Annotated in this window: 23 protein-coding genes; 7 read left to right on the plus strand and 16 right to left on the minus strand. The window is 63.7% G+C overall.

Annotated elements, in window-relative coordinates; translation table 11 throughout:
* The 13 genes from ACP15W_RS13370 to ACP15W_RS13430 all read right to left on the minus strand — a co-directional run.
* A partial coding sequence (locus ACP15W_RS13370) for a putative Ig domain-containing protein (RefSeq protein WP_424933415.1) occupies nt 1–689 on the minus strand: 689 nt, incomplete at its 3' end.
* 150 nt (nt 690–839) lie between these two features.
* Complete coding sequence (locus tag ACP15W_RS13375) at nt 840–2825, minus strand: acyltransferase family protein (RefSeq protein ID WP_424933416.1); 1986 nt, start codon at nt 2823–2825, stop codon at nt 840–842.
* Nucleotides 2826–3286: 461 nt separating this feature from the next.
* Nucleotides 3287–4057, minus strand: coding sequence for a phytoene/squalene synthase family protein (locus tag ACP15W_RS13380; RefSeq protein ID WP_424933417.1), 771 nt, complete (start codon nt 4055–4057; stop codon nt 3287–3289).
* Entirely contained in the window at nt 4054–5697 is a 1644-nt protein-coding gene (gene cimA / locus ACP15W_RS13385; RefSeq protein WP_424933418.1) for a citramalate synthase, read from the minus strand. The genes ACP15W_RS13380 and cimA overlap by 4 nt, the downstream gene beginning before the upstream one ends.
* Before the next feature lie 145 nt (nt 5698–5842).
* Nucleotides 5843–7219, minus strand: coding sequence for a cysteine--tRNA ligase (cysS, locus tag ACP15W_RS13390; protein ID WP_424933419.1), 1377 nt, complete (start codon nt 7217–7219; stop codon nt 5843–5845).
* 194 nt (nt 7220–7413) lie between these two features.
* Complete coding sequence (locus ACP15W_RS13395; protein WP_424933420.1) at nt 7414–7749, minus strand: hypothetical protein; 336 nt, start codon at nt 7747–7749, stop codon at nt 7414–7416.
* Between the two features lie 4 nt (nt 7750–7753).
* Nucleotides 7754–8083, minus strand: coding sequence for a DUF883 family protein (locus ACP15W_RS13400; protein WP_424933421.1), 330 nt, complete (start codon nt 8081–8083; stop codon nt 7754–7756).
* A 99-nt stretch (nt 8084–8182) separates the two neighbouring features.
* The gene (locus ACP15W_RS13405; protein ID WP_424933422.1) at nt 8183–8785 is read right to left on the minus strand and encodes an N-acetyltransferase family protein; all 603 of its coding nucleotides are present in this window, start codon (nt 8783–8785) and stop codon (nt 8183–8185) included.
* A gap of 397 nt (nt 8786–9182) precedes the next feature.
* Nucleotides 9183–10106 carry an ABC transporter permease gene (locus ACP15W_RS13410; RefSeq protein WP_424933423.1) on the minus strand — a complete coding sequence of 308 codons (924 nt, stop codon included), beginning with the start codon at nt 10104–10106 and terminating at the stop codon, nt 9183–9185.
* The gene (locus tag ACP15W_RS13415) at nt 10099–11109 is read right to left on the minus strand and encodes an ABC transporter permease (RefSeq protein ID WP_424933424.1); all 1011 of its coding nucleotides are present in this window, start codon (nt 11107–11109) and stop codon (nt 10099–10101) included. The genes ACP15W_RS13410 and ACP15W_RS13415 overlap by 8 nt, the downstream gene beginning before the upstream one ends.
* 60 nt (nt 11110–11169) lie before the next feature.
* Nucleotides 11170–12870 carry a peptide ABC transporter substrate-binding protein gene (locus tag ACP15W_RS13420; protein WP_424933425.1) on the minus strand — a complete coding sequence of 567 codons (1701 nt, stop codon included), beginning with the start codon at nt 12868–12870 and terminating at the stop codon, nt 11170–11172.
* A gap of 52 nt (nt 12871–12922) precedes the next feature.
* Nucleotides 12923–13933, minus strand: a complete 1011-nt coding sequence (locus ACP15W_RS13425) for an ABC transporter ATP-binding protein (RefSeq protein WP_424933743.1) — start codon at nt 13931–13933, stop codon at nt 12923–12925.
* Between the two features lie 73 nt (nt 13934–14006).
* Nucleotides 14007–15014 carry an ABC transporter ATP-binding protein gene (locus ACP15W_RS13430; protein WP_424933426.1) on the minus strand — a complete coding sequence of 336 codons (1008 nt, stop codon included), beginning with the start codon at nt 15012–15014 and terminating at the stop codon, nt 14007–14009.
* A gap of 177 nt (nt 15015–15191) precedes the next feature.
* On the opposite strand from ACP15W_RS13430, the gene argE reads away from it, so the two are divergent.
* Together argE and ACP15W_RS13440 are read left to right on the plus strand one after the other, a co-directional pair.
* Nucleotides 15192–16346: an acetylornithine deacetylase gene (gene argE, locus ACP15W_RS13435; RefSeq protein WP_424933427.1), complete on the plus strand. Its 1155-nt coding sequence runs from the start codon at nt 15192–15194 to the stop codon at nt 16344–16346.
* 39 nt (nt 16347–16385) lie between these two features.
* Nucleotides 16386–17237, plus strand: coding sequence for an alpha/beta fold hydrolase (locus ACP15W_RS13440; protein WP_424933428.1), 852 nt, complete (start codon nt 16386–16388; stop codon nt 17235–17237).
* Nucleotides 17238–17371: 134 nt separating this feature from the next.
* Here the strand turns inward: ACP15W_RS13440 and ACP15W_RS13445 are convergent, their stop codons facing one another.
* The gene (locus ACP15W_RS13445) at nt 17372–17779 is read right to left on the minus strand and encodes a CBS domain-containing protein (RefSeq protein ID WP_424933429.1); all 408 of its coding nucleotides are present in this window, start codon (nt 17777–17779) and stop codon (nt 17372–17374) included.
* Nucleotides 17780–18110: 331 nt separating this feature from the next.
* On the opposite strand from ACP15W_RS13445, the gene ACP15W_RS13450 reads away from it, so the two are divergent.
* Nucleotides 18111–19286: a M20 aminoacylase family protein gene (locus ACP15W_RS13450; protein WP_424933430.1), complete on the plus strand. Its 1176-nt coding sequence runs from the start codon at nt 18111–18113 to the stop codon at nt 19284–19286.
* A 62-nt stretch (nt 19287–19348) separates the two neighbouring features.
* Here ACP15W_RS13450 and ACP15W_RS13455 read toward each other — a convergent pair whose 3' ends face one another.
* Nucleotides 19349–20581 (minus strand): HlyD family secretion protein, encoded by a 1233-nt coding sequence (locus ACP15W_RS13455; protein ID WP_424933431.1) that lies wholly within the window; start codon nt 20579–20581, stop codon nt 19349–19351.
* A gap of 4 nt (nt 20582–20585) precedes the next feature.
* Nucleotides 20586–21026 carry a hypothetical protein gene (locus ACP15W_RS13460; RefSeq protein WP_424933432.1) on the minus strand — a complete coding sequence of 147 codons (441 nt, stop codon included), beginning with the start codon at nt 21024–21026 and terminating at the stop codon, nt 20586–20588.
* 270 nt (nt 21027–21296) lie between these two features.
* Here ACP15W_RS13460 and ACP15W_RS13465 point away from each other — a divergent pair, with 270 nt between their 5' ends.
* The 4 genes from ACP15W_RS13465 (at nt 21297) to ACP15W_RS13480 (ending at nt 25683) form a co-directional block, all read left to right on the plus strand.
* Nucleotides 21297–22778 carry a M10 family metallopeptidase gene (locus ACP15W_RS13465; protein WP_424933433.1) on the plus strand — a complete coding sequence of 494 codons (1482 nt, stop codon included), beginning with the start codon at nt 21297–21299 and terminating at the stop codon, nt 22776–22778.
* A 92-nt stretch (nt 22779–22870) separates the two neighbouring features.
* The gene (locus ACP15W_RS13470; RefSeq protein WP_424933434.1) at nt 22871–23659 is read left to right on the plus strand and encodes an exodeoxyribonuclease III; all 789 of its coding nucleotides are present in this window, start codon (nt 22871–22873) and stop codon (nt 23657–23659) included.
* A 4-nt stretch (nt 23660–23663) separates the two neighbouring features.
* Nucleotides 23664–24410 carry an enoyl-CoA hydratase/isomerase family protein gene (locus ACP15W_RS13475; protein ID WP_424933435.1) on the plus strand — a complete coding sequence of 249 codons (747 nt, stop codon included), beginning with the start codon at nt 23664–23666 and terminating at the stop codon, nt 24408–24410.
* Between the two features lie 4 nt (nt 24411–24414).
* The gene (locus tag ACP15W_RS13480; RefSeq protein ID WP_424933436.1) at nt 24415–25683 is read left to right on the plus strand and encodes a glycerate kinase type-2 family protein; all 1269 of its coding nucleotides are present in this window, start codon (nt 24415–24417) and stop codon (nt 25681–25683) included.
* The last annotated feature ends 178 nt before the right edge of the window (nt 25684–25861 follow it).

The raw sequence follows: 25861 nt of genomic DNA on the forward strand, positions 1-25861 counted from the left end.
TTGCCGTCATCGGCAGTCACGACGATGGTCGCCGTGCCCTCGTTCTGGGCCGTGCCTGAAATGACCCCGGTCTGGGCGTCGAACGTCAGCCAGGCCGGAAGAGGATCCCCATTGCCAAGCGTGGCGCTGTAGCTCAGCGCGTCACCATCCGAGTCGAAGAACGTATCGGTGGGAATGGCGATGTTGAATGTTTCACCAACGGTGACGGTCTGATCGGCAATCGGATTGGACACCGTGGGTGGGGTGTTTCCGGAAGCATCACCCACGGTCCAACGCAAATAGACCGCGTTGTCGGCGTAATACTGGTCGCTCCAGATCCATTCGGCTTCACTGCCCTCAGGAAGGGACTGTCCGGTTCCGGCCAGCCGTCCGGTCGAGGCCGTTCCATAGCTCGTCGCTTGCGCCCAGCCACTGTCGTCAAAGCCCGACTGGAGCCAGCCATCGCCCGAAACACTGGTCGCCACGCGCCAGTCCGTCCCGGACCCGTATCGCGTGCCGTCCTCATATGCGATATCGACGAATACCTCACCGGCCCCACCGGTGTCCGTCGCACTCAGCGCAATGACATCGCCTGCCTCGATATCAAGATCGGCCGTGTAGACCTGCGCCCAGCTCGAACCGGAAAGAACCTCGACGCCATTCAGATAAAACGTAAATAGATTGTCCGCACGGACGCTTACCGTCGCCATTCAAATTCCACCCCTACCAATCCTCGCTTTGGTCACGGCAAATGGCAGTCGGTCAATCAACCAAATACTGCCCCCCAGCGCGCCATGCACCAGCCGAGACAATATTCGTTAGCGTACCAACTTTATAGCTCCATCATGTGATACGGTATATCAATCGGCAGGTTCTTGCAGATTTGCATCGATAAGAGACTCATAGATCAGCTCTGCGACCAAATCTGCACCATCCTTGTTCACGTGATTGGTATCACTGAACAGGGGCCGTCCTTTTCCGTCTAGCGCCCTGCACATTGTGGAATCACAGAACAAATCATGCACGGGCACGACGTCGGCGCTGTCAATACCTGCCAGAATTGCGAATGCCTCGGCATTCCGCTTCTCGAATTCCTCACGCGTCACCGCCATTTCGTTTCGATCGACAGGTTGGCCAAATAGCCTGACCTTCTCGACATAGTCATGAACACGTGACGTGAATTCAGGACCAGGACCAAGAATGATCACATTCTTTCCTTCCGAATTCAGCTTCTCGATAGATTGCGTCAGCGCTGTTTCCAGAAGTTCGGGGTTCTCAGAAATGTCGGCAGATCGCACGCCATTCAAGGTCGCCGCGGACGGGACGAGCTTGTCACGCCACCCTTGGGTATAGATACCCCAGTTCAGAACCAGAACCACATCCCGGATACTCTCGTTCTGCAGTATCTTCTCGAAGGATACCTCTCGTTTTGGTCCGCACTGGTTCCCGTATCTGTTCAGCACGAACCCGAGCGCGGGCGGGCAGTACGCCTCGCTGAATGTCCAGAAGCCGCGATCATCCGTGACACCCAGATCATCCAAGGCGTCCAGAAGGGCGCCGGCGTGACTGTCACCAATGATCGCCGCATGAATTTCCTCACCGCCGACCGTGCAGATATCACCGGCCTCGATCTCATCAATGCTCCGCCGACCTTCGTTGAAGCAGTGCGTGGTCCGGACCGTGGGCAAATCTATCACAACCTGCTGCATCATCGGTCGATAGGGGTGGTAGCCCCAGGTAAGCTGTCCACCGACACCGACAGCTGCAATCGCGACCAGCGACACTGCGCTGAACCCGAATATCACGGGGCGAGAAACGGTATTCCTGTTCCGGAACGGCCGTTCGACGAATTTCCAGCTCAGATAGCTCAGCATGACGATCGCAGCGATCATGAGCGGCCAGGGACCGTCCACGGGTTCTTGGGACATCCTGTAGCGATAGAAGGCGAATACCGGAAAATGCCAGAGATACAGACTGTAGGAAATCAGTCCTATACCTGCGAGCAACCTGGACCCCAGCAAACGCTGAACTGGCGATCCCCTGCGGGAAAACAGGATGATGAGAGCGGCCCCGATCGTCGGCACGAGGGTATACGCGCTCGGATGCGGCGTTTCGTTGGTATAGAAGAAAATCGAAGCAAGAATCATCAGAAGGCCGGCGGTTTCCGCCAGGATGGCTGACTTGCTCCGTCGGCTCCCGCGCCCGCGATTGTGCAAATAGAGAGCACAGAATGAACCGATCAGAAGCTCCCAACCGCGCGTCGGCAACAAATAGAAACCGGCGGAGGGCGCATTGTAGGCAGTCCACTCGGATGCAGCCAGGCTCGCGACAAACATCAAAGCGAGACATGCAGCGGTAACCTTGTAGCCAAACCGGAAGATGACAATCATCACCACGGGAAAGATGATGTAATACTGTTCTTCGATCGCCAGACTCCACGTATGGAGGAGCGGCTTCAGTTCAGCTGCGGTATCGAAATATCCCGTTTCCGACCAGAACACGACATTGGACAGAAAGGTCGCAACCCCCAGAAGGCTCTGGGAGAAATCCTTCATGTCCTCGGGCAGAAGCCAGAACCAGGCGAACGGCAAACAACAGAGAACAACCAGCATCAGAGCCGGCAGAATTCGACGCGCGCGACGCTCATAGAATTTGATGAAACTGAATTCCTTGCGGGCAAGATCATCCAGTATGATGCTTGTGATCAGAAAGCCGCTGATCACGAAGAATATGTCCACGCCCAGAAATCCGCCTTCGGGAACGCGAAAACCGGCGTGATAAACAATTACAGATACAACAGAAATCGCTCTCAGGCCATCTATCTCGGGCCTGTACTTCAATTTCATCACACCCACTATACCCCCGAACTGAACTCATGACGCACGCAAACAGCAAGAAACACGCAAGACGTAACTTGGAGACAATTCGATTGGAAGCAAATTTTCGCCTATTTGCAATCTTCGTGTACGCCCGGGACGCGGATTGGAGATCACGTTTTTTTGTTGGCGCTCATGAAGGCAGATAGCGCGATACCACAACCCATTTCGATACCAAACGAAGCATCCAGCAGAACGAACTGAACCGGGTGGATTGCGAAAGCTATTCGATCGGTGCAGCCACACGGATAAAGTTGAAATTCGCAAAGGCGCTAGGATGCTTACCCTTGAGCAGGATCGCTGTCCGCCATGATGCGTGCCACGCCGTAGCCAAAGCGTCGACCGCCAATGCCTCCATCCTCGACCGAAAGCGCCCTGAAGAGAACGCTATGGGGAAGAGGATCCAAGTCGCTGATCTGACTAGATTATCTTTACCAACGCCCGCTCACCGCTGCCCAGGCGAGCCGTGCGCGTGCCGAAAACTCCGAGAGCACCAAACCCTTGGGGTCAAATCCGTCCCGACCCTTGCGGGCCGCATCGAGCCGCGCGGCGGACAGCGTGCCGTGCAGCATCACCGGCAGCGCCTCGTCCCCCACATCCCCGCGCCGGGCGCGGGCTCCCGCGATTCGCTCCGAGGCGCGAGCCGCTACATCCGCAGGCTCGAGGCCGCGCGGCAGAGGAAAACGCCCATGCGCCTCATAACCCGGCAGTGCTGCCAGAAAGCTCACCAGCCCCGCACCGCAGGCAAACTCCCGCACCACGCCAAGTGATCTGTCATCCGCGCCCAGAAGCACCGCGGCCAGCACCGCCACATGCCCCGCCGTCCGGTTCACATGCGCCTCGAGGGCCGCCAGATCCGCGAAGGGCGCCGCCTCCAGATCCCGCCGTCGCGCGTCGATGGTCTCGTCGAAAAGTGCCCGCGGCGGCCGCAGTTCCCGAATTGCCGCCGCTAGGGGCAGAACGACCTCGTGGCGACGCGGCGCGGCCCCGCCATAGATCTCCTCGAGCGCATCGCGCCACCATTGTAACCGGATCTCCGCCAACATCGGCTCGGACGCAACCCAAGGCGCCCGCGCGATCTCGAGATTGAAGGCATAGAGCGCCATCAGCCCGCCGCGCACAGCCTCCGGCGCCGCCATGGCCGCGCGCCAGCGGTCCTCGTCCCCGCGTCGGACAAGCTCGGAACAGGCCTCCGCGCTCACGCAACCCCCGCGACCTCGGCCTGATCGCGTACCAATTTCCACAGGATCGCGTCATGAACCGCCTGGAAACTGGCATCGACGATATTGGCCGAAACCCCCACAGTGGACCAGCGCCGCCCCTGCTTGTCCTCGCTGTCGATCAACACCCGCGTTACGGCCTCGGTGCCGCGCGTGGTGATGCGCACCTTGAAATCCACCAGCTTCATCTCGTCGATGGATGTCTGGTAGGGACCGAGATCCTTCGCGAGCGCACGCGACAGTGCGTTGACCGGCCCCTGATCCGCATGGCTCTCGGGGTCGCGGCTCTCGGAAACGCTCATCATCCGCTCGTCCCCGATCCTGACCACCACGACGGCTTCAGAGACCGTCACCGGTTCGCCTGCGGCATCGAGCCGCCGTTCCACCGTCACCCTGTAGCGCTCCACATCGAAGAATCGCGGCACGGGCATCAGCCCCAGCACCTCGCGCGCGAGCAACTCGAAACTGGCGGAGGCACTGTCGTAGGAAAACCCGCGTTCCTCGCGCGCCTTCACCTCGTCCAGGATGCGGCTCAGCCGTGGATCGCCCGCTTCCACCGCAATGCCCGCCTCCGCCAAACGCTTGCGCAGGTTCGACTGCCCCGCCTGGTTCGACATCGGCACGAACCGCGTGTTTCCCACCACTTCGGGCGGCACATGCTCGTAGGTGGTCGGGTCTTTGAGGATCGCGCTCGCGTGCAATCCCGCCTTGTGCGCAAAGGCCGAGGAACCGACGTAAGGTGCACTCCGGTTGGGCACGCGGTTGAGGATCGTGTCGAGCATCCGGCTCACCCGCGTCAGCTCCGCGAGCTTGGCCCGGCTCACCCCGATCTCGAAGCCGCTGGCATAGGGCTCCTTCAGGAGCAGCGTCGGAATGAGGCTCACCAGATTGGCATTGCCGCAGCGCTCCCCCAATCCGTTCAACGTGCCCTGGATCTGGCGCACGCCCGCATCCACCGCGGCAAGACTGCCCGCCACCGCCTGTTCGGTGTCGTTGTGAGTATGGATGCCGAGCCGGTCACCGGGAATGCCGCCCGCGATGACCTCAGCCACGATCCGTCCGATCTCGCCCGGCAGCGTCCCGCCATTGGTATCGCAAAGCACGATCCAGCGCGCGCCCGCCTCATGGGTCACCCTGAGGCACTCGAGCGCATAGGCGGGGTTGGCCTGGTAGCCATCGAAGAAATGCTCGGCGTCAAAAAGCGCCTCGCGCCGCAACGCAACCAGATGAGCGATGGAATCCCGGATATTTACGAGGTTTTCCTCAAGCGAGATGCCAAGTGCGGTATGGACGTGAAAGTCATGGGTCTTGCCCACGAGGCAGACGGAACCGGTCCGGGCATTCACCACTCCGGCGAGCACATCGTCGTTCTCTGCTGAGCGGCCTGCGCGCTTCGTCATTCCGAAGGCCGTCAGCTCCGCGCGCGCCAGTTTCGGCGAACTGGCAAAAAACGCGCTGTCGGTCGGGTTCGCCCCCGGCCAACCGCCCTCGATATAGTCGAGGCCCAGGTCGTCGAGCGCCTTGGCAATCGCCACCTTGTCCTCGGTCGAGAAATCCACGCCTTGCGTCTGCTGCCCGTCGCGCAGCGTCGTGTCATAGAGATAGAGCCGCTCGCGGGTCATTGTCCGTATCCTCCGCTGGTCGGTGGCAGCGCCCCGGCCCGAGGGTGGAAGCGCGAAGCGCGCCCGCCCTGGGGGGCGGGTCGGGCGCGCTGCCCGTCGCGAGCTCCGGGCGAAACGGCAGGTCTGGGCGTGAAAAAGGTCCTGGTCATCTCAGCGCCTCCAGTTTCGCCGCGTCGAAGTCGGGCGCAAGTTCCCAGGTCGCTCCCGCCGCCGTGTCCTTCACCAGAACCCCGGCTGCGGCAAACCCATCACGCAAGGTGTCGGCCCGCGCGAAATCGCGCGCCTTCCGCGCGGCCGCGCGCTCGGCCAGAAGCGCCTCGATCGTGGCTCCCACATCCGCATCCGCCGTGGGTGCTTCGGCCCATGCGCCAAGATCATCGCTTAGAAGCCCCAGAAAACCGGCAGAAGCCTTAAGGCCCGCGGCATCGCCGGCACTCGCGAGCTTGTGCAGTTCCGCGATGGCACCCGCCGTATTCACATCGTCCGCCAGGGCATCGACGACAGTCGAGGCCGCGCTGGAAGAGGGTTCGATGCCCTCGATCAGCGCCCGCCACTTGCGCAGCGTCTTGGTCGCCTCCTCCACCTTCGCCTCCGTCCAGTCGATGGGCTGGCGGTAATGGGTGGAGAGCAGCACGAAACGGATCACCTCGCCCGGCACACCCTTCTCGAGCAGGTCATGAACAGTGAAGAAGTTGCCGAGCGACTTCGACATCTTCTCGCCCTCGACCTGGAGATAGCCGTTGTGCATCCAGATCTTCGCGAACTGGCCCTCGGGATGCGCGCAGCAGGATTGCGCTACCTCGTTCTCGTGATGCGGAAAGGCGAGATCGATCCCGCCGCCGTGAATGTCGAAGCTCTCGCCCAACAGGTCATGGGCCATGGCGGAGCACTCGATATGCCAGCCCGGCCGGCCGCGCCCCCAGGGGCTCTCCCACCCCGGAAGGTCGTCGCTCGAGGGCTTCCAGAGCACGAAATCCATCGGATCGCGCTTGTAGGGCGCCACCTCGACCCGCGCACCCGCGCGCATCTCGTCGAGTGAGCGCCGCGAGAGCTTGCCGTAGTCGGGATAGCTCGAGACCGAGAACAGCACATGCCCCTCGGCGGCATAGGCATGACCCTTCGCCACCAGCGTCTCGATCATCGCGATCATCTGGCCGATGTATTCCGTCGCCCGCGGCTCGAAACTCGGCCGGAGCGCACCGAGCGCGTCCATGTCCTCGTGATACCAGCCGATGGTCTCGTCGGTGATGTCGCGGATCGCGCGACCGTCGCGCTGCGCCCGTGCGTTGATCTTGTCGTCCACATCCGTGAAATTGCGCACATAGGTCACATGGCTTTCGCCATGGACATGCCGCAGCAGGCGAAACAGCGTGTCGAACACCACCACGGGGCGCGCGTTGCCGATATGCGCCCGATCATAGACCGTCGGCCCGCAGACATACATCCGCACGTTCCGAGGGTCGATGGGCGCAAGGCGTTCCTTGGCCTTCGTCCGGGTGTTGTAGAGCGTGATCTCGGTCATGTCGCCTCGCACTGCCTCGGATCTGCTGCCTTGTCGGCGCGGCGAGCTATCACATGTATCCGGAAATGGGAACGAAGAAGCGCGCCGCGGAACGGGTCAGCAGCAAATCGAGAGCGTAATCAGGTCAGCCTGCTTCTTCATGGGCCATGGATGCCCCAGACCGACCCGATTTTCAAGACCGAAGGCGCAGGGCCCTATTTCCTGCGACGCGCAGAGCGTCCCAGTTCGACTGCCGCGAGGAACGCCTCCGCAAGATCGTCCACCCCGATCTTCGCCTTCGGCAGAGGCTGACGCACGCGCGAGGCGGATGCGAAAGCCACCGCCAGAAGCGCGACCAGGAGCGACACGCAACCCAATATCGCCGAGGCCGCCACCGCGCCCAGATGCACCTCCATCCAGAGCCAAAGCGCCGCGCCGAGGAACCCTAGCCCCCCGATCGCGGCCACCAGCGCCAGGAGAGACCAGAGGATCGACCGAACCAGTGCCCGAGTGCGCAGCTCGGCCGACAACATCATGTGTTCGCGGATCATGCGCTTACTTGCGGGCCGAAAGCAGACCGAAAAGCATGCCGATCCCGGCCGCGATCAGAAGCGCCGTGGCGGGCCGCTCGCGCACCGCGTCCGTCGCCTGCTGGCTCAGATCGTCCGCCGTGCCGCGCAGGTAGTCGACCTGGTCCTGGCCCTTCTGACGCGCGAGCTCGTAGCGCCGGCGCCCGACCTCGACCGCCGTGTCCTTCGACTGGAGCCCCAGTTCGCGCAACGTGCCGACGATCTGCGACATGTCCGCCTTCAGCGTCTCGATATCCTGGGAGAGCTTCTCGGTGCTCACCTTTTCCGCCACGTCGCCCTTCGTTTCGTTTGCCATCCGACTTGCCTCCAAATGTCCTGATAACCTGATCTTAGGTTAGAACTGTGGTCAGCCGGTGCAAGCCTTCGATCTTGAAGAACGCATGAAATCCGCGGGTCAGGCCACCCGGTGGAAAACCTGCTCGCCAAGCCGCCGCTGGAGATAGGCGCGATTGAGCTCGGCCACGTCGAAGAGGATCTCGACCTCGTCCATGTCCCAGGTCACATCCGCCCCCGCCTTGCGTGAAAGCGCCAGGAACGACTTGTTGCCCGGCATGGTAAAAGCCACGATCTTGCGCACGCCCCGCTGCGCCAGAAGCCGCGCGGCCGTCTGGATCAGATAGGTGCCCACGCCACGACGGCGCAGCCCGCGATCGACGGAAACCCCGACCTCGGCCATGTCGCCGTTAACCGAAAGCTCGGCCATTGCCCGGATTGCGCCGGGCCGGTTGAACGGGCCGGACCAGAGCGGCCCGTCGTGGGCCGTGATCGCGAAGGAGCTGCGCTCCCAGATCCCTTCGGCGTGGCGGACCAGATGCGCGTCGTTGACCGTGGTGCAGAAACGCATCCGCCGGTCTTCCGGGTCAAGCGCCCGAAGATGCGCAATGATTTCAGGCTCATCGCCCGGTTGCGCCTCGCGGAACCCCAGCCCCGCATGTCCCGCACAGGGGACGGGAACCGGGTATCCCAGGAAACTGATGTGCGGCAGCCCGTATGCCATCTGTTTTTTCCTTACTGACCACTCTACCGGCATTGCGCGCGCTTATGGTTAACAAGACCTTTCCGCCGCCAAGGTTTTCGCTGCATTTGCGAAACCCACTTGAACGAATGTTCAATTATTGCACGCAGTGCATTCCTAAGAAGGACATATTTGCCAATCCGATTATTTTGCAATGCAGCAATTGACACGAGGTTAACCGCGTGTCGCCTCCGGGCCACAGTTCGCCCTTAACGCGAAACCCTGCGTCAATGATCGCCAAATCGGTAAGGTCTGGAGAGCACCAGTATTTTCCGAAGCGCGCTCGCTCCGACCGCGCCCGTGAGGCCGAGGATTCCAACCCAAGGGGCCGGAATTCACTTTCACGTCAACTGGTATACCAGCGAGGCAGATGCCTCCCCTACCGCCCCCTGATTCGCGGATCGAGCGCATCGCGCAGCCCGTCACCGATGAAGTTGATGCTGAGCACCGTGAGCGAGATCGCCAGCCCCGGCCAGATCACCCGCGCGGGCGTCAGCGTCATGAAATTCGCCCCGTCATAGAGCAGCCGCCCCCAGGTCGGGAAATCCGACGGGAAGCCGAGCCCCAGGAAGCTCAGCGCGGATTCGGTGATGATGGCGTTCGCAACCCCCAGCGTCGCCGAGACCATGATCGGCGAGAGGATATTGGGCAGGATATGGCGCGAGATGATCCGCCGCGACGGCGTGCCGATGGAGCGCGCCGCCAGTACGAACTCCCGCTCCTTCAGCGCCAGCACATCGCCGCGCACGATCCTCGCGGTCTGCATCCAGCTCGTGATGCCGATCACGAAGACAATCAGCAGAAAGATCCCCGATTCCGGCCCGAACGCCGAACGCAGCGAGTCGCGAAAGAGCATGATGATGACGAGCAGAAGCGGCAGAAGCGGCAGCGCAAGGAAGAGATCCGTCACCCGCATAAGCGGACCGTCGAGCCAGCGGAAGAAGCCCGACAGAACGCCCACGAGGGTCCCGAGCACAAGCGAAAGCAGCATCGCCGTCACGCCCACGAGAAGCGACACCCGCCCGCCCTGAAGCACCTGCGCGAAGAGGTCGCGGCCGATGTTGTCGGTGCCCATGGGATGCGCGAGCGAGGGCGCGGCGTTGCGCGCGCGCACGTCGATGTAGTTCGGATCGACATTGTGAATCGCCGGCCCGAAGATCACCGCGAAGACGATCACCAGGAAGATGATCATGCCGAGCATCGCTCCGCGATGGTGGCGGAACTGATACCAGACATCGCTCCAGAGCGAATGCTCGGGCGTCGTGATGTCTCCGGGGCTGGTCTGGGCGGTGGCGTCAGTCATAGCGGATCCTCGGGTCGAGAATGCCGTAGAGCAGGTCGGCGATCAGGTTGAAGAGCACGATCAGGATCGCGAAAATGAAGGTCAGCGTCTGCACCAGCGGAATATCCGTGCCCTGGATGCCGGTGATCAGAAGCTGCCCCAGCCCGTTTACCCGGAAGATCTGCTCGGTGATGATGGCACCGCCGAAGATCTGCGGCACGCCAAGCGCCACCACCGTCACCACCGGGATGAGACTGTTGCGCAGCACATGCACGAGCAGCACCTTGCTCTCGCCCATGCCCTTGGCCCGCGCGGTGCGGACGTAATCCTGGTTGAGGTTGTCGAGGGTCGAGGCGCGCATGAAGCGGCTCGTCTGCGCCGCGAAATAGAGCGCCAGCACCCCCACAGGCATGATCATCTGCTTCACCTGAAGCCAGAACGTCTCGAGGTTCGTCACCTGGAGGTTCGTGTCGTAGATCGAGGGCAGCCAGCCGAGCTGCACCGAGAAGATCACGATCACGAGGAGCCCGGTGAAGAAGGTTGGCACCGAGAACCCGACCATCGAGAAGAACGTCCCGAACTGATCGAACCAGGAATACTGCTTGTAGGCGGAGATCACCCCGATCGGAACCGCGATGAGCGTGCCCACCACGTAGGACATTCCCACGACCCAGAGCGTCTGCGGCATCCGCTCGACGATCAGGTCCACCACCGGGGAGCGGGTCTGCCAGCTGATGACGCGCATCCGTTCGCCATCGCCCACGGTAATACCCGTCATCTGCTCGAAGACGTTGAGCGGCTCATTGATGCAGAACTGCTCGAGCCACTTGAGGTAACGCACGAAAAAAGGTTCGCCGAGCCCGAGGCTCATGCGGATCTGCTCGCGCACTTCCGGCGGGATCGTGAGCGGCAGGTTGGAGGTCGGATCCCCCGGCGAGAGATCCAGCAATGCAAAGATGATGAAGCTGATCACAAGCAGCGTCGGAATGGCGAAAAGCAATCGCCGGATCGTATAGGTAAACATGCCGGGGCGTACTCCGTCGGCTGGGCGGATGGCGCGCTCACGCCACCCGCCGCGCTGGGATCATTCCACGCGATACCAGTCCGCGGTGTTCCAGATCTCGCTGTCGACCGGGTTCATGACGACACCGCCGAGGGTGTTGGACTTCGCCGCCACACGACCACGATAGACCAGCGGGATGTACGAGCCGGAATTGACGATCATGTCGTTGAGCTTGATGATGATCTCGGCCCGTTCCTCTTCGCCCGCGGTCTTGCCGAGCTCGGCCCAGAGTGCGTCGTATTCTGGATCGCAATGTCGCGCGTCGCCGCTGCCCTGCCACTGGGTCTCGGGGCGCGGCACCTCGGCGCAGGTCCAGTCGCCCAGATACTCTTCCGGGTCCGTGCCGTTGTAGTTGTTGGCGTATTCCTGCACGTCGGCATAGAATTTCTGGAACGTGTCGGGCGAGCCCGGATCACCGCCGAAGAACACCGCACCGTCGATCTGGCGCAGTTCCACCTCGACACCCAGTTCGTTCCACCACTGCTTGATCAGTGCCTGCGCGGCCTGCCGCACGGAGTTCGTGGAGGTCTGGTAGAGCACGCTCAGGCGCACGCCGTCCTTCTCGCGGATGCCGTCGCCGCCGCGCGTGTAGCCGGCCTCGTCGAGCAGGCGGTTGGCCTCGTCCATGTCCTGGGTCATGCACCAGTCGTTGTTGGTCGAGACGTTGATCTCCGGCATGGGGATGATGTTGCAGGTGATCTTGCCCGCCGCACCATAGCCCGCCTCCACGAGGATCTCGCGGTCGATGGCGAGGCTCAGCGCCTTGGTCACCGCCTTGTCGGTCAGGAACGGGTGCGGATGCGCCAGCGTGGAGCGCTCGTCACCCAGTGCCGGGTCCGGGTTGGACTGGTTGATCATCAGGCGCTCGACCAGCGATCCGAAGGCCGCGATGATTTCGCCGTTCCCCGCCGCTTCCATCTGCGCCAGGATCTCGGGCTCCACCTGCGGGTTCCAGGCATAGTCGAACTCGCCCGTTTCCAGCACCGAGCGCGCCGCCGAGGCTGCATCCCCGCCCCCCTTGATGAGCGCGGAGGCAAATGCCGGCTTCTCGGGATCGCGGAAATTCGGGTTGGCTTCGAGATAGACAAGGTCGTTGGCCTTGAAATCCTTCACCACGAACGGCCCCGTGCCGATCGGATAGAAGTTCGCCTCGGTGCATTCCGGTGCCCGCGCACCCATGCAGTCCGCGAACTGCGATTGCTGGATGATCGGCGAGAAATGCCCCACGAACGGCCCGTAGGGATAGGGCTTCGGCTCGGAGAAGGTCACCTGCACCGTCAGGTCGTCCAGCGCCTCGACATTCTCCACGCCGGAAAAGTTCGTGGCCTGTGCGCAGCCGCCTTCGGGGTGCATGCAGTATTCCCACGTGAAGACCGCGTCCGCCGCCGTCACCGGCGAGCCGTCGGACCAGAGCAGGCCTTCCTTCAGCTTCCAGGTGATGGTGGTGAAATCCTCGGAGAAGCCGCCGTTGTCCAGCGTCGGGATATCCTGCGCGAGCCAGGGCACCATCTCGCCCCTCTCGTTGAACCGCGCCATCGGCTCGAGCACCAGGCTGGAGGCCTCGAGATCCTTGGTGCCGTTCGACAGGAACGGGTTCATCGTCGAGATCGCCTGCCAGTAAAGGATGTTCACCTGCCCATCCGTGCCGCGCTCGGCGAAGGCAGATGTGGCACCGAGGGTCGCCATCGCGACACCCGCCGCCAGTATGGGTCTCAACTTCATCCGTTTCTCCTTGTAAATCGCTGCTTGCATTCAGAATTCCCGGTGGCTCGGCTCACGCGGCCACCTGCGCTTCCTCGATCAGGTGACAGGCCACCCGCCGCCCCTCGCCCGCGTCCCTGAGTTCCGGCACCTCCACACGGCACCGGTCGAAGACCTTCGGGCAGCGCGTGCAGAAGACACAGCCCTTTGGCGGATTGCTCGGGCTCGGCACGTCCCCGGTCAGCACGATCCGCTCGCGCGCGCCCTCTGCTTCCGGATCGGCCTCCGGCACCGCCGAGAGAAGCGCCTCGGTGTAGGGATGAAGCGGGTTGGCATAGAGCCCGTCGCGCGGACCGATCTCCATGATCCGGCCCAGGTACATCACCGCCACCCGCGTCGCGAGATGGCGCACCATCGAGAGGTCGTGGCTGATGAAAAGGTAGGTCAGACCGTGACTTCTCTGCAGATCTTCAAGCAGGTTCACAACCTGCGCCTGGATCGAGACGTCGAGGGCGGCAATGGGCTCGTCGCAGACGATGAAATCCGGGTTCAGCGCCAGCGCGCGCGCAATCCCGATCCGCTGCCGCTGCCCACCGGAAAACTCATGCGGATAGCGATTGGCAAAGGAGCGGTTCAGCCCCACCTGGTCCATCAGTTCCAGCACCCGCGCCCGCATCTCCCTGCGACCGAGGGCGGCGTGCTCGGCCAGGGGCTCGGCGATGATCGAGCCCACGGTCATGCGCGGGTTGAGGCTCGCTTGCGGGTCCTGGAAGATCATCTGCATCCGGGTCCGCAGCTTGCGCAGCGCATCCCCCTTGAGCCCGGAGATCTCGCGACCGTCGAGCTGGATGGAGCCGGCCGTCGGATCATAGAGCCGCAGAAGCGCACGCCCCGCGGTCGATTTCCCGCAGCCGCTTTCCCCCACCAGCCCCAGCGTCTCGCCGCGTGCGATCTCGAAGCTGAGATCGTCCACCGCCTTCACCACGCCCGTCTGGCGCCGGAAGAGCCCGCTGTAGATCGGGAAATGCATCTTCAGGCCATCCACCTGCACCAGCGGCCCGGCCTCGGCAGGAGGCTCCGTCACGGCTTCCTCCGCTTCCGGCACCTCGCCCGCGGCACCATCCTCGCGCTGGCCCTCTTCGTCCGTGCGACCCAATTCATCCGCCACGATAGGCCTCATCGGTTCGGAAATCCCACCAGCAGGCCACGTCATGGCCATCGGCCACGAAGCGGCGCGACGGGTTCTCCACCCGACAGCGGTTGAACACATGGCTGCACCGCGGCGCGAAGGGACAGGACCGCGGCTCCTCCATCAGGATCGGCGGCTGTCCCTCGATGGAGGCGAGCCGCTCGGCGCGCGGGCCGGTTAGGTTCGGGATCGTGCCGAGAAGCGCGCGGGTATAGGGATGCTGGGGCGCGCGGAAGATCCGCTCCACCGTGCCGTGCTCCACCACATGACCCGCATACATCACCATCACCCGGTCCGCGATCCCGGCCACGAGACCGAGATCATGGGTGATCCAGATGATCCCCATCCCGAGCTTCTCGCGCAGATCGCGCACGATCTCGAGGATCTGCGCCTGGATGGTGACATCGAGCGCCGTCGTGGGCTCGTCCGCAATCAGAACCTTTGGATCGCAGGAAAGCGCGATGGCGATCATCACCCGCTGGCGCATGCCCCCCGAGAACTGGTGCGGGAAATCGTCGAGCCGCCGCCGCGCATCGGGAATGCCCACCAGGTCGAGCAGATCGGCGGCCCGCGCCCGCGCCGCGCGCTTCGAGAGGCCCAGATGCTTCCGGATCGGCTCCACGATCTGGTAGCCCACGGTGAAGACCGGGTTGAGGCTCGTCATCGGGTCCTGGAAGACGAAACCGATCTCGCCGCCGCGCAGCCGCCGCATCTCCTTGGCCGACCGCCCGCGCACTTCGCGCCCCTGGTAGAGGATCGAGCCCCCGGCGATCTTCGCGGGCGGGCTCGGCAACAGCCCCATGAGCGCCATCATCGTCACGGACTTGCCCGATCCGCTTTCGCCCACGACCCCCAGAAGCTCGCCTGCCTGAATGGAAAAGGTGACACCATTGACCGCATGGACATCGCCGTCGCGCGTCGCGAACACTGTCTTGAGATCCGACACCTGCAGGATCGGATCCGATCCATCCAGCATATGGCTACCCCCTTGTATCCGACCGCACGCCTTGTCATTCACTCGACCAAGGCGCATGGAACCAGCAATCAACGCGATGACTAAACATCAACTTCCAAAGCCGCTCAACAGTCAACTGCGTCTTGACGCTCCGGGGCAGAATCCCGAGGCTCGCGCTTCAGATGTGAAGGCTCCCCAATGCAGAACCGGTTCAGCACCCGCGACATGCTCGCCCGCCTGGTCTCTTTCCCGACGGTCTCCACGCGGAGCAACCTCGGCCTGATCGGCTTCGTGGACGCATACCTCGCCTCCCACGGCGTGCCGACCTGGCGCGTGCCGGACGAGACCGGCGAGAAGGCCAGCCTCTTCGCCCGGATCGGCCCCGATGTACCCGGCGGCGTGGTTCTCTCGGGCCATACCGATGTGGTGCCCACCGAGGGCCAGGACTGGTCGAGCGACCCCTGGACACTGACCGAACGCGAAGGTCGGCTCTTTGGGCGCGGCACCTGCGACATGAAGGGCTTCTGCGCGGCCAGCCTCGCCATGGTGCCGGAAATGCTTGCGGCGAACCTCCAGCGCCCGATCATCATTGCGCTCAGCCATGACGAGGAAATCGGCTGCCTCAAGGCACCCGAAATGATCGACGCGATCCTCGCCACCCTGCCGCGCCCCGAAGCGGTGATCGTCGGCGAGCCCTCGGACATGCGGGTCGTGACGGGCCACAAGGGCAGCTGGGAATTTCACGGCCATGCCCGCGGCTACGAGGTGCATTCGAGCCTCGTCCACACCGGCGTCTCCGCCATCTCCATGGCCGCGCGCATGGTGAACTGGACGAACGAGGTCATGGCCGAGAACGCCCGCAACGCCACCGACAACGCATTCGTGCCGCCCTTCACCACGCTCCATGTGGGTGTGATCTCCGGGGGTACCGCGAAGAACATCACCGCGCGCGATTGCAGCTTCATCGGTGAAATTCGCGTCATGCCCGACGAGGACATCGGCGAATGGCAGAAGACGATGGAAACCGAGGCCGCCAGGCTCGAGGCGGAAATGCGCGTTATCCGTCCCGAAGCCAGCCTCACGCTCGAGAGCACCATCACCATTCCCCCGCTCGAACCCGAAGCCGACGGCCCCGCCGAGCGGATCGCGCGCAGCCTCACCGGTGACAATGGCACCCATGTCGTCTCCTACCAGACCGAAGCGGGGCAGTTTCAGGAGAAAGGCCTCTCCACGGTGGTCTGCGGCCCCGGCTCCATCCTCCAGGCCCACCAGCCCGACGAGTTCATCACCCTCTCGCAACTCGACGCGGCAGACGATTTCATGCGACGCCTCATCGACCATCTCGCGAACTGAGTACCCCACATCGGCCATGGACTCTCGGAGACCCGAAGCATGACCCGCTCGCACCGCTTTTGCCTTCCGGGGGGCCGCTGGCTGGCCTGGCACGAATGGGGCACCCCGGAGGGCCGTGCCGTAATCGTCTGCCCCGGCGCGGGCATGGCAGGCCCAATGCCGTTCGGAGAACGCGAAGCCGAACGGGAAAGCCTGCGCCTGATCTCAGTTGATCGTCCCGGTCTTGGCGGCTCCGAGCCTGACAGCGGCAAGAGCTTCACCAGTTTCGCGCGGGACGTGCGCGCTCTTCTGGACCATCTCGGCCTCGATGCCGTCGCGGCAATCGGCTTTTCCCAGGGTGCGCCCTTTGCGCTCGCGCTGGCCGCGGAAGGCGTCGTTCCGGCGGTCTCCCTTGTCTCGGGTCAGGACGAGCTGGCACACCCGGATGTGCTGACGCAACTGCCCCCGCCGGTGGCCGATTTCGTCCGTCGTGCCGCGGGCGACGGCCCGGCGCTTGAAGAGGAAATCACGGCGACCGCGACGGCCGATTGGCTCTGGCAGATGATCGAGACCATGAGCAGCCCGCAGGATCGCGCCTTCTACGCCAGCGAGACCTTCGCCCAGCTCTATCGCGCGAGCCTTGCCGCGGGCTTTCGGCAGGGTGCCGCCGGTTATGCCCGCGACACGATCCTCGCCCTCGCGCCCTGGCCGTTCCGGCTTGAGGATCTCGACTGTCCGGTGCGGCTCTGGTTCGGGCGCGAGGATGCCAGCCCGGTCCATTCCCCCGATCTCGGCGCCACCCTCGCCGCGCGCCTGCCGGATGCCAACCTGAACCGGATCGACGGGGCCGGCAGCGCCATTCTCTGGACCCATGCCGACGCGATCCTGCGAGAGATCGCACGGGGCATCTGACGAAACGGAGTATCGGGCAACCCTCCGCCCCAAACACAAACACCCAGGCCAAGGGCCTGGGTGTCCGGTCGCGTTCGACACGGGTTTCCTCCCTTCACGTGAACCTCACTCGCGGTCCGCCCGAATATCGCCGATCACTCGGAGATCAGTTCCAATGCCGCGCCCGCCGCCGATGCAGCGCCTTCCGTGGAAAGATCGCCCAGCGAGACGATGCCCACCAGCTTCTTCTCGCGATCGACGACCGGCATCCGGCGGATCTGCTGCTCACCCATGTTCCGGGCAACTTCGCCGACATCCTGATCCTGGTAGCAATAGTAAAGGTCGCTCGACATGGCGTCTCTCACGGCACTGTCCGCCGCCTTGCCCTGGGCCAGTCCGTTGATGACGATGTCGCGGTCCGTGATCGTTCCGATCAGCCGATCGTTCTCACCGACCGGGATGAACCCGGTATCGATCCGGCGCATGATTTCCGCGGCCTCGGCCAGCGTCTGCTCGGGCGCGACCGTCACAGGATGATTGCTCATGACGTCCTTGATCTGCATGTCTGACTCCTCAATTTGCCTCTGCGGCATTCCAGCCGCGTCTGAGTGTGCCAACGCGGGCCGGGCCCGATTGTTCCGAGAAAGAGCCACAAGGGGCGTCACGATCCGCGGATCATCGCCGCGACGGGGTCCATCCGGCATCGAGGTCCGCACGGGGATGCGCATTGCCCACATGCCGAATTCGTATGTATGAAATCTGCATGAGATATGCATTTAATATGCATGAGCTAAACCCCTGTTCGCCCGAAGAAACCCGGCCCGCGCGCCCGTCCCGCGCCGCTCCCGGGTCCGGGCAAGCCCGGATCCCTGCCGAACCGCCTGAAAGGACACCATGCCAGTCGTCAACCGCTTCGCCGATCTCGCGCCCGCAATCACCGAATGGCGCCGCGACATCCACCGCCACCCGGAGATCCAGTTCGAGACCCACCGCACCAGCGCCCTCGTCGCCGAAAAGCTCCGCGCCTTCGGTTGCGACGAGGTCGTGACGGGTCTGGGTCGCACCGGCGTCGTCGGCGTGATCCGGGGGCGCTCGAACGGTTCAGGCAAGGTGATCGGGCTGCGCGCGGACATGGACGCCCTGCCCATCCTTGAGGAAACCGGGGCGCCCTACGCCTCCGAAACACCCGGTGCCATGCATGCCTGCGGCCACGACGGGCACACCGCCATGCTGCTCGGCGCCGCGCAATACCTTGCGGAGACACGGAATTTCGACGGCACGGCGGTGCTGATCTTCCAGCCCGCAGAAGAAGGCGGCGGTGGCGGGCTCGAGATGGTGCAGGACGGGTTGATGGAGCGTTTCGGCATCCAGGAGGTCTACGGCCTCCACAACGATCCCACCCGCCCCCTGGGCGAGTTTGCCACCCGCCCCGGCGCCTATCTCGCCTCATCCGACAATTTTCGCATCGAGATCACGGGTCGCGGCGGCCATGCCGCCTACCCCCACACCTGCATCGATCCCACGGTCGTCGCGAGCCAGGTCGTGCTCGCGCTCCAGACCATCGTGGCGCGCAACATGGACCCGGCAAAGGCCGCCGTGGTCTCCGTCACCGGGCTGAATACCGAGGGCTCGGCCTTCAACGTCATTCCCGAGCGGGCGAAGCTGCGCGGCACCGTGCGGGCCCTCGATGAGGAAACCCGTGATTTCATCGAAGGCCGAATGAAGGCCATCGTCGAAGGCACCGCCGCGGCCGCCGGCGCGCAAGCGAGCCTCGATTACATCCGGGGCTATCCGGTCACCGTGAACCACGCCGCACAGACCAGCTTCGCAACGGACGTCGCTCGCGAGATCTCCGGCCCCGACAGCACGCTCGGCGACGTCCCGCCCGTTCTCGGTGCGGAGGATTTCTCCTACATGCTCCAGGCCCGCCCCGGCGCCTTTCTCTTCATGGGCATTGGCGAAGGCCCCGCACTTCACCACCCGAAATACGATTTCAACGATGAAGCCATCCCAACTGGCTGCTCCTACTGGGCCAGGCTCGTGGAGCGCGCGATGCCAACGGCGGGCTGACCCGCGCCAAACTGAGGGTCGCCGCAAGGAGGGCGCAAGGCAGCGCCCCCCTCCATCGGGCTCTAGTGGCCCGAGAATACCAGGGTCTGAACCGGGCCGAGCATGACCTGGATTCGCAGGATCAGCGCGTGGATCAGGCCCACCGTGTCGACCATGTGCAGGAAGAGGTAGGTTCCCAGGCCGAGATCCTCGTCATGCAACCGGTCGTGGTTGTTGGTGTAGGCATTCGCCAGACACTTGCTTCCCGGCGGGATCTCGTCGAACTGCCCTTCATAGAGCGGCTCCATGTAGACCGTGAGCGTGCCGGGGCGCGCCGAGTCCTGCAGGTCGATGAGCTGATCCGTGGGCCGGATCTGCCCCGCCGAAATCACGTTCTGCACATCCGTGACCACCATGGGATAGATCTTGAAGGCCCGCGTGAAGCAGCTCACCTCGGCCACCGTGCCAGGCTTCACGACCGTTGCAGCGAGCTGCCCGAAACCCGCCTGAACCCGCCCGAAGCCCGCATCCGCAGGGATCAGGATGCCCGCAGGTCGAAGGATCGGATTGAGATAGTCGCCCGGACGCAGGGTGAACTGCTCGACCGTGCCATCGACACCGGCATAGATCACCGTCTTTTCAAGCTCCACCTCGGCCTGGGTGAGAGCTGCACGCGCGCTGGCAAGCTGAGCCGGGAGAACGGTTTCGAGATTGTTCTCCGCAACCGTCTTCTGTGCCTTCGCCGCTTCGAGCGCCCCCAGGCGCCCCTGAACGGCGTTCTCGAGCTGTTCGAGCTCGCGGGTCGTGACCACATTCGGATCGCGCGCCATGAGCGCGACGCGGGTCTCGTATTGTTCGAGCGCCTGCTGATAGGCCCCTTCCGCCTGCTGGATCAGACCGTCCTGAACCAGGATCTGGGATTGCGCGACCGAGAAGCTCGCCTCGACCTCGGCAACCTTCTGCTCCGCCGCCGCCACGGCCGCGCGCTGGGTCGAATCGTCATAGGCAAAGAGCCGGTCGCCCGCTTCGACGAACTGATCGTTCCCGACATAGACCTCGCGCACCCGGCCGCCGACTTCCGGCAGGATCGTCTGGGTACGGAAGAACGGCGTCACATTGGTCGTCGTCGGGTGGTAGAAGAACACAATGGTGATGAGGGTCACCGTCAGGAGCACGCAGGCCGTGATCCCCCAGCGCAGCTCGTACCACATGGTGAAGAAGGTGATTTCCTTGCCCCAGCGCTTGCCCTGGAAATGGCGGCGCAGGAAATAGTCCGGAAAGACGGTCAGAAGCGAGCAGAGAAAGAGTTCGACCATCGGTTCAGACCTCCCCGCCCCGGCTCTGCGTCTCGCGGGTCACCGGCTCCGCCTCGGGTGCGCCCGTCCCGGTTGGTGCCGGGTCGAAATCGGGCTTGATCCTCCGGCCCTCCCGACGTTCCAGCGAATCCGCGATGGCATTGAGCGGCGTGCTGATATCCGGCCATCGGACCACGGCAATGAAGAGCGCCAACACCCAGTAGATGTTGTTGTGGGTGAAGAGCGCGAGCAGAGCGAAGATCGTCACCGCCTGCTGCTGGGTGTGGTTCGTGGAGTGCGCCATGCGCTCCGGGACGGCATGCAGCCTGAGGTAGAGGTTACCGATCACCAGCAACAGGCCGATCATCAGCCAGACCGTGAAGGTGAAAAGCCCGTCGCTCCCATCCGGTCCCGGCAGATACCAGGGGATGTGATGCGGGGCCAATGGGTGAATACTCGGGTCCATGGGGTCTCCGGCGCTCGATGCTGCCCAAACGATTGTCTGCCGGGATAACTGGCAGACCAGTCATCCGCAATCACTTCCTGATATCGAGAATCCGACGGGAAGGTAATGCGGCCTGAACAGGCAACACCCACCCTGTGACAGGCCTGAGGCCCAATATACGATCATTCAATCTTGCACGACACAGCCAATTAAAACAGTCTCTACTTGTTCAAAACGCATTCCACCGCAGCTTTTGAGAAAAACCCGCAGTAAATAAATGGATTTTCTGCCATGGCATTTTCACATTCCCACGAAATTTCCGTGGAGTTCACCGGCTACGATGCGATCGACGGCCTCATCGCCGGAGAAAAATGGGAGAATCCGGAGATCTTCTACAGCGATCCTGACAGTCGCGCCGACTTCGGAGATTGCTACAGGTATGACACCGACGAGGACGGCATCCTTGTGCTCGACGAACCCGGTTTTGGGCAGATCAGCAACCTCCAGCTCCGGTCCGTCCATCTCGGGCTGAACACCGCCTCGCTCTCCCGCTACGAGGCTGCGCAGGCCTTTACCGTCAGCGGGTTCACCAATCTCGAACTGACCTATGCTGGCAGCGGCAGCACGGAGGCCGAGATCCGCGTCACAAAGTCATCCGATTATAGCGGTGGCTATGCCTTCTACCCGGACGACAATGAAGAAGGTGGCGACGTCTGGCTATCGGACTTGGACCCGCAGATCGGGAATGACCATCACCTGATTGTCCTGCACGAACTTGGCCATGCTCTCGGGCTCAAGCACGGCCACGAAGAGGGATACAGCGATCGCCTGCCTGCGCAGGTCGACAGCAACGAGTTCAGTATCATGACCTACCGCACCTTTATCGGCGGCGGGACGGAGGACGAAGATATCGGCGCCTACGAGGAATGGGGCGCCCCCCAGACCTTCATGGCACTCGATGTGGCAGCGCTCCAGCACCTCTATGGCGCGAATTTCGAAACCAATGCTGGCGACACGGTCTACCGCTGGAGCCCCGACAGCGGAAACACCATGATCGACGGCGAGGATGCCCTCGAACCCGGCGAAAACCGCATCTTCGCCACGATCTGGGATGGCGGTGGCATCGATACTTACAACCTCTCGGACTATGACACCGCGGTTTCGATCAACCTTCGGCCCGGCCGCTGGTCGGTCTTCTCGGAAGACCAGCTTTCGTATCTCGGCGGCGGCCCGAACGACGGCTTCGCCCGCGGAAACATCTTCAATGCACTGCAATACGCACAGGACCCCCGCTCCCTGATCGAGAACGCCAGGGGAGGTTCGGCGGGCGACTGGCTGCGAGGCAACGTGGCCGACAACACGCTCCAGGGCAAGGGCGGCGACGACAGTTTGCGCGGCGACATCGGGGCCGACACGCTCATCGGCGGCAAAGGCAACGACATCTTCGTTTTCCGGAGCCATTCGGAATCAAGAACATCCGACTTCGACACCATCATGCGCGGCGACGGCTCACGCGCGTTCAAGAAGCCGGGCGACGGGAAAGGTGACCTCATCGATGTCAGCAAGATCGACGCGAACTGGGGGACAGTCAGAGACGAGGCCTTCAAATTCGGCAAACAGACCGGTGAAGGGCGGCTCTGGGCGGAAAACAGAGGCAGCGACACCTACATTTTCGGCAATACGGACGACGACGCAACAGCCGAACTGAAGATCGTCATCGCGGACGGCTCGAACCGGGCCTCGGACTACACAGCCAACGACTTCATCCTCTGATGGACCGTCCAGCCCGGCCAGGCCCGGCCAAATAATGGTTGTCGCCACGGGCAGGCGCGTTAAGAGTCCGGCAACGACCCTCCGGAGCCTCCATGACACTGAAGATCTGCACCTGGAACATAAATTCCGTCCGGCTGCGCGAACCCATCGTGCTCAAGCTTCTGGCCGAGGAGGCACCCGACATCCTCTGCCTTCAGGAGACGAAATCCCCCGTCGAGAAGGTGCCGCTCGAAGGCTTCCGCCAGCTCGGCTACGAGCACGTCGTCGCGCGCGGCCAGAAGGGCTACAACGGTGTGGCGATCATCAGCCGGGTGCCGATCGAGGATGCAGGACAGCGCGATTTCTGCGCCAGGGGAGATGCGCGCCATGTGGCGGCACGGCTTCCCTCCGGTGCATTGATCCACAATTTCTACGTCCCCGCCGGCGGCGACGTGCCCGACCGAGCCGTGAACGAGAAGTTCGGCCACAAGCTCGATTTCCTCGAGGAGATGCGCGGCTGGTTCGGTGCAGAGCCGCCCCGGCAATCCATCCTTGTCGGCGACCTCAACATCGCCCCGCGCGAAGATGACGTCTGGAGCCACAAGAAGCTCCTGAAAGTCGTCTCGCACACGCCGATCGAGGTCGAGAGCCTTGCGGCCGTCCAGGGCTCCGGCAACTGGATCGACGTGACCCGCAAGGACATCCCCGACGGCCTGCTCTATTCCTGGTGGTCCTACCGTGCCCGTGACTGGGACGCCGCCGACAAGGGCCGCCGCCTCGACCACATCTGGGCCAGCCCCGATCTCGCGGAGAAATCCGGTGGCAGCCGCATCGCCCGCCATGTTCGGGGTTGGGACAAGCCCAGCGACCACGCGCCCGTCTTTGCCGAATTCGAGGTCTGAACCCATGATCGACAGCGAAATCGAAGGCCCCGTGGGCCGCATCACCCTGAACAAGCCCGAAGCGCACAATTCGATCAACCGTGCGGCCATTGCCGAGATGTCCACGCTTCTCGAAGAATGGGCCCGGCTGGACGAGCTTCGCGTCCTCGTCATCACCGGCAGCGGCAAAAGCTTCTGCGCCGGGGCCTCGCTCGGCGATGTCGCGGGCAGCGACTGGACGGAGAACCCGCTCACCGCGCTCTGCGACAGGATCGAGGAATTTCCCGTCCCGACCATCTGCCGCCTCAATGGCGGGGCCTATGGCGGCGGGGCCGAGCTCGCGCTCGCCTGCGATTTCCGGGTCGCGGCAACCGGCGTGAAGGCCTTCGTGCCACCCGCCCGCCTCGGCATCCACTACGAGCCCGCCGGCATCCGCCGCGCAATGGACCGGATGGGTCCGCAGGCCGCGCGCCGCATGTTCCTGCTGGCCGAACGCTTCGAGGCCGAAGACCTTCTCTCCCTCGGCTTTCTCGACTTTCTCGTGCAGACCGGCGAGCTGGACACCAAGGTGGGCGAGCTTACCGAGATCCTCTCCAGCCTCGCGCCCCTCGCCCTGCGCGGCATGAAGCGCACGATCGTCGAGCTTTCCCGCGGCTGCCTGGACACCGAGGCGGCCCGCGCGCGCGTCAGGGGCTGCTTTGCCTCCGCCGACCACGCCGAGGGCATGCGCGCCCAGCGTGAGAAACGCCCACCGGTTTTTCAGGGAAAGTGATCCGATGACTGCACCTCGAGACCCCCGCGGCTTCCTCCGGTCCCTCTTCGACGCAGCCGTTGCCGCCGCGCAGCCGGAACGATCCGTCGCCGCTTTCCTGCCCGAGAAACCTAAGGGCCGGACGGTGGTGATCGGCGCGGGCAAGGGGGCGGCCCAACTTGCCCAGGCCTTCGAACAGCACTGGGATGCGCCGCTGGAAGGCGTCGTCGTCACCCGCTACGGCTACGCCGCGCCCTGCGAGCGGATCGAGGTCCTCGAAGCGGCCCACCCCGAGCCGGACGAGGCCGGACTTCTGGCCGCCAAGCGCCTTCTCGACACGGTTCAGGGTCTGACGGAAGACGATCTGGTGGTCGCACTCGTCTGCGGTGGCGGTTCCGCGCTTCTGCCCGCGCCCCCCGAAGGGCTGACACTGGCGGACGAGCTGGCCGTCAACAGGGCGCTTCTGGCCTCCGGCGCGCCGATCACCCAGATGAACACGCTCCGCAAGCATGTCTCCGAGATCAAGGGCGGGCGGCTTGCGCGCGCCGCGCATCCGGCAAAGGTCGTTTCACTGATCGTCTCGGACATTCCCGGCGACGATCCGGCGATGGTCGCCTCCGGGCCGACCGTGCCCGATCCGGCGGGGCCGCAGGCCGCGCGCGAGATCCTCGCGGAATATGCGCTCGACCTGCCCCAAGCCGTGCGTGACCACCTCGCCAGCGACGAATGCGCCGCCCCCAGCCCCGACGATCCCGCCTTCGCGAACAACGAAGTCCATATCATCGCGTCGGCCGCGGTCTCGCTCGAAGCCGCACAGGCCAGGGCGCGCGAACTCGGTGTCGAGGCGGTGATCCTGTCAGACGCGATCGAGGGCGAGAGCCGCGACGTGGCCCGCGTCCATTCCGCACTCGCGCGGGAGATCGCTGCGCGCGACCGTCCCTTCACGAAGCCGGTCGTCCTGCTGTCGGGGGGCGAAACCACCGTCACGCTCAAGGCCAAGGGCAAGGGCGGGCGCAACTCCGAGTTCCTGCTCTCCCTCGCGCTCGATCTCGACGGGATCGAAGGCGTGCATGCCCTCGCCGCCGACACGGACGGCATCGACGGATCGGAGGACAACGCAGGCGGCTTTGTCGATGGCGGCACCGCAACCCGGATCCGCGCAGCCGGCGCCGATCCCCGCGCACTTCTCTCTGGCAACAACGCCTGGACCGCGCTCGACACGGCAGGCGACCTGCTGGTCACCGGCCCCACGGGCACCAACGTCAACGACTTCCGGGCGATCCTGATCGTCTGAGACCTATCCGTAGACACGATCCGGCGGTTCCGCCCCCGTTTTAGTGGCGCGGCGCAAGGATCTCGTGGTTCTGCCCCCACCCGTGCGGTTTGCCACATCCTGCACGGGCGCATTCAGGCATCTCTTCCCATGTCAGGCGCGCTCGAGAACTTGGCGCCGAATTAACAGGGAAGGAAAT

It is taken from the genome of Amaricoccus macauensis (genome assembly GCF_049800915.1).
Classification (GTDB): Bacteria; Pseudomonadota; Alphaproteobacteria; order Rhodobacterales; family Rhodobacteraceae; genus Amaricoccus; species Amaricoccus macauensis_A.

Excerpts from the sequence above, each read along its gene's own strand:
- ACP15W_RS13375 (WP_424933416.1), bottom strand. The coding sequence starts at position 2,825 with ATGAAATTGAAGTACAGGCCCGAGATAGATGGCCTGAGAGCGATTTCT.
- cimA (WP_424933418.1), bottom strand. The coding sequence starts at position 5,697 with ATGACCCGCGAGCGGCTCTATCTCTATGACACGACGCTGCGCGACGGG.
- cysS (WP_424933419.1), bottom strand. The coding sequence starts at position 7,219 with ATGACCGAGATCACGCTCTACAACACCCGGACGAAGGCCAAGGAACGC.
- ACP15W_RS13395 (WP_424933420.1), bottom strand. The coding sequence starts at position 7,749 with ATGATCCGCGAACACATGATGTTGTCGGCCGAGCTGCGCACTCGGGCA.
- ACP15W_RS13400 (WP_424933421.1), bottom strand. The coding sequence starts at position 8,083 with ATGGCAAACGAAACGAAGGGCGACGTGGCGGAAAAGGTGAGCACCGAG.
- ACP15W_RS13405 (WP_424933422.1), bottom strand. The coding sequence starts at position 8,785 with ATGGCATACGGGCTGCCGCACATCAGTTTCCTGGGATACCCGGTTCCC.
- ACP15W_RS13410 (WP_424933423.1), bottom strand. The coding sequence starts at position 10,106 with ATGACTGACGCCACCGCCCAGACCAGCCCCGGAGACATCACGACGCCC.
- ACP15W_RS13415 (WP_424933424.1), bottom strand. The coding sequence starts at position 11,109 with ATGTTTACCTATACGATCCGGCGATTGCTTTTCGCCATTCCGACGCTG.
- ACP15W_RS13420 (WP_424933425.1), bottom strand. The coding sequence starts at position 12,870 with ATGAAGTTGAGACCCATACTGGCGGCGGGTGTCGCGATGGCGACCCTC.
- ACP15W_RS13430 (WP_424933426.1), bottom strand. The coding sequence starts at position 15,014 with ATGCTGGATGGATCGGATCCGATCCTGCAGGTGTCGGATCTCAAGACA.
- argE (WP_424933427.1), top strand. The coding sequence starts at position 15,192 with ATGCAGAACCGGTTCAGCACCCGCGACATGCTCGCCCGCCTGGTCTCT.
- ACP15W_RS13440 (WP_424933428.1), top strand. The coding sequence starts at position 16,386 with ATGACCCGCTCGCACCGCTTTTGCCTTCCGGGGGGCCGCTGGCTGGCC.
- ACP15W_RS13445 (WP_424933429.1), bottom strand. The coding sequence starts at position 17,779 with ATGCAGATCAAGGACGTCATGAGCAATCATCCTGTGACGGTCGCGCCC.
- ACP15W_RS13450 (WP_424933430.1), top strand. The coding sequence starts at position 18,111 with ATGCCAGTCGTCAACCGCTTCGCCGATCTCGCGCCCGCAATCACCGAA.
- ACP15W_RS13455 (WP_424933431.1), bottom strand. The coding sequence starts at position 20,581 with ATGGTCGAACTCTTTCTCTGCTCGCTTCTGACCGTCTTTCCGGACTAT.
- ACP15W_RS13460 (WP_424933432.1), bottom strand. The coding sequence starts at position 21,026 with ATGGACCCGAGTATTCACCCATTGGCCCCGCATCACATCCCCTGGTAT.
- ACP15W_RS13465 (WP_424933433.1), top strand. The coding sequence starts at position 21,297 with ATGGCATTTTCACATTCCCACGAAATTTCCGTGGAGTTCACCGGCTAC.
- ACP15W_RS13470 (WP_424933434.1), top strand. The coding sequence starts at position 22,871 with ATGACACTGAAGATCTGCACCTGGAACATAAATTCCGTCCGGCTGCGC.
- ACP15W_RS13475 (WP_424933435.1), top strand. The coding sequence starts at position 23,664 with ATGATCGACAGCGAAATCGAAGGCCCCGTGGGCCGCATCACCCTGAAC.
- ACP15W_RS13480 (WP_424933436.1), top strand. The coding sequence starts at position 24,415 with ATGACTGCACCTCGAGACCCCCGCGGCTTCCTCCGGTCCCTCTTCGAC.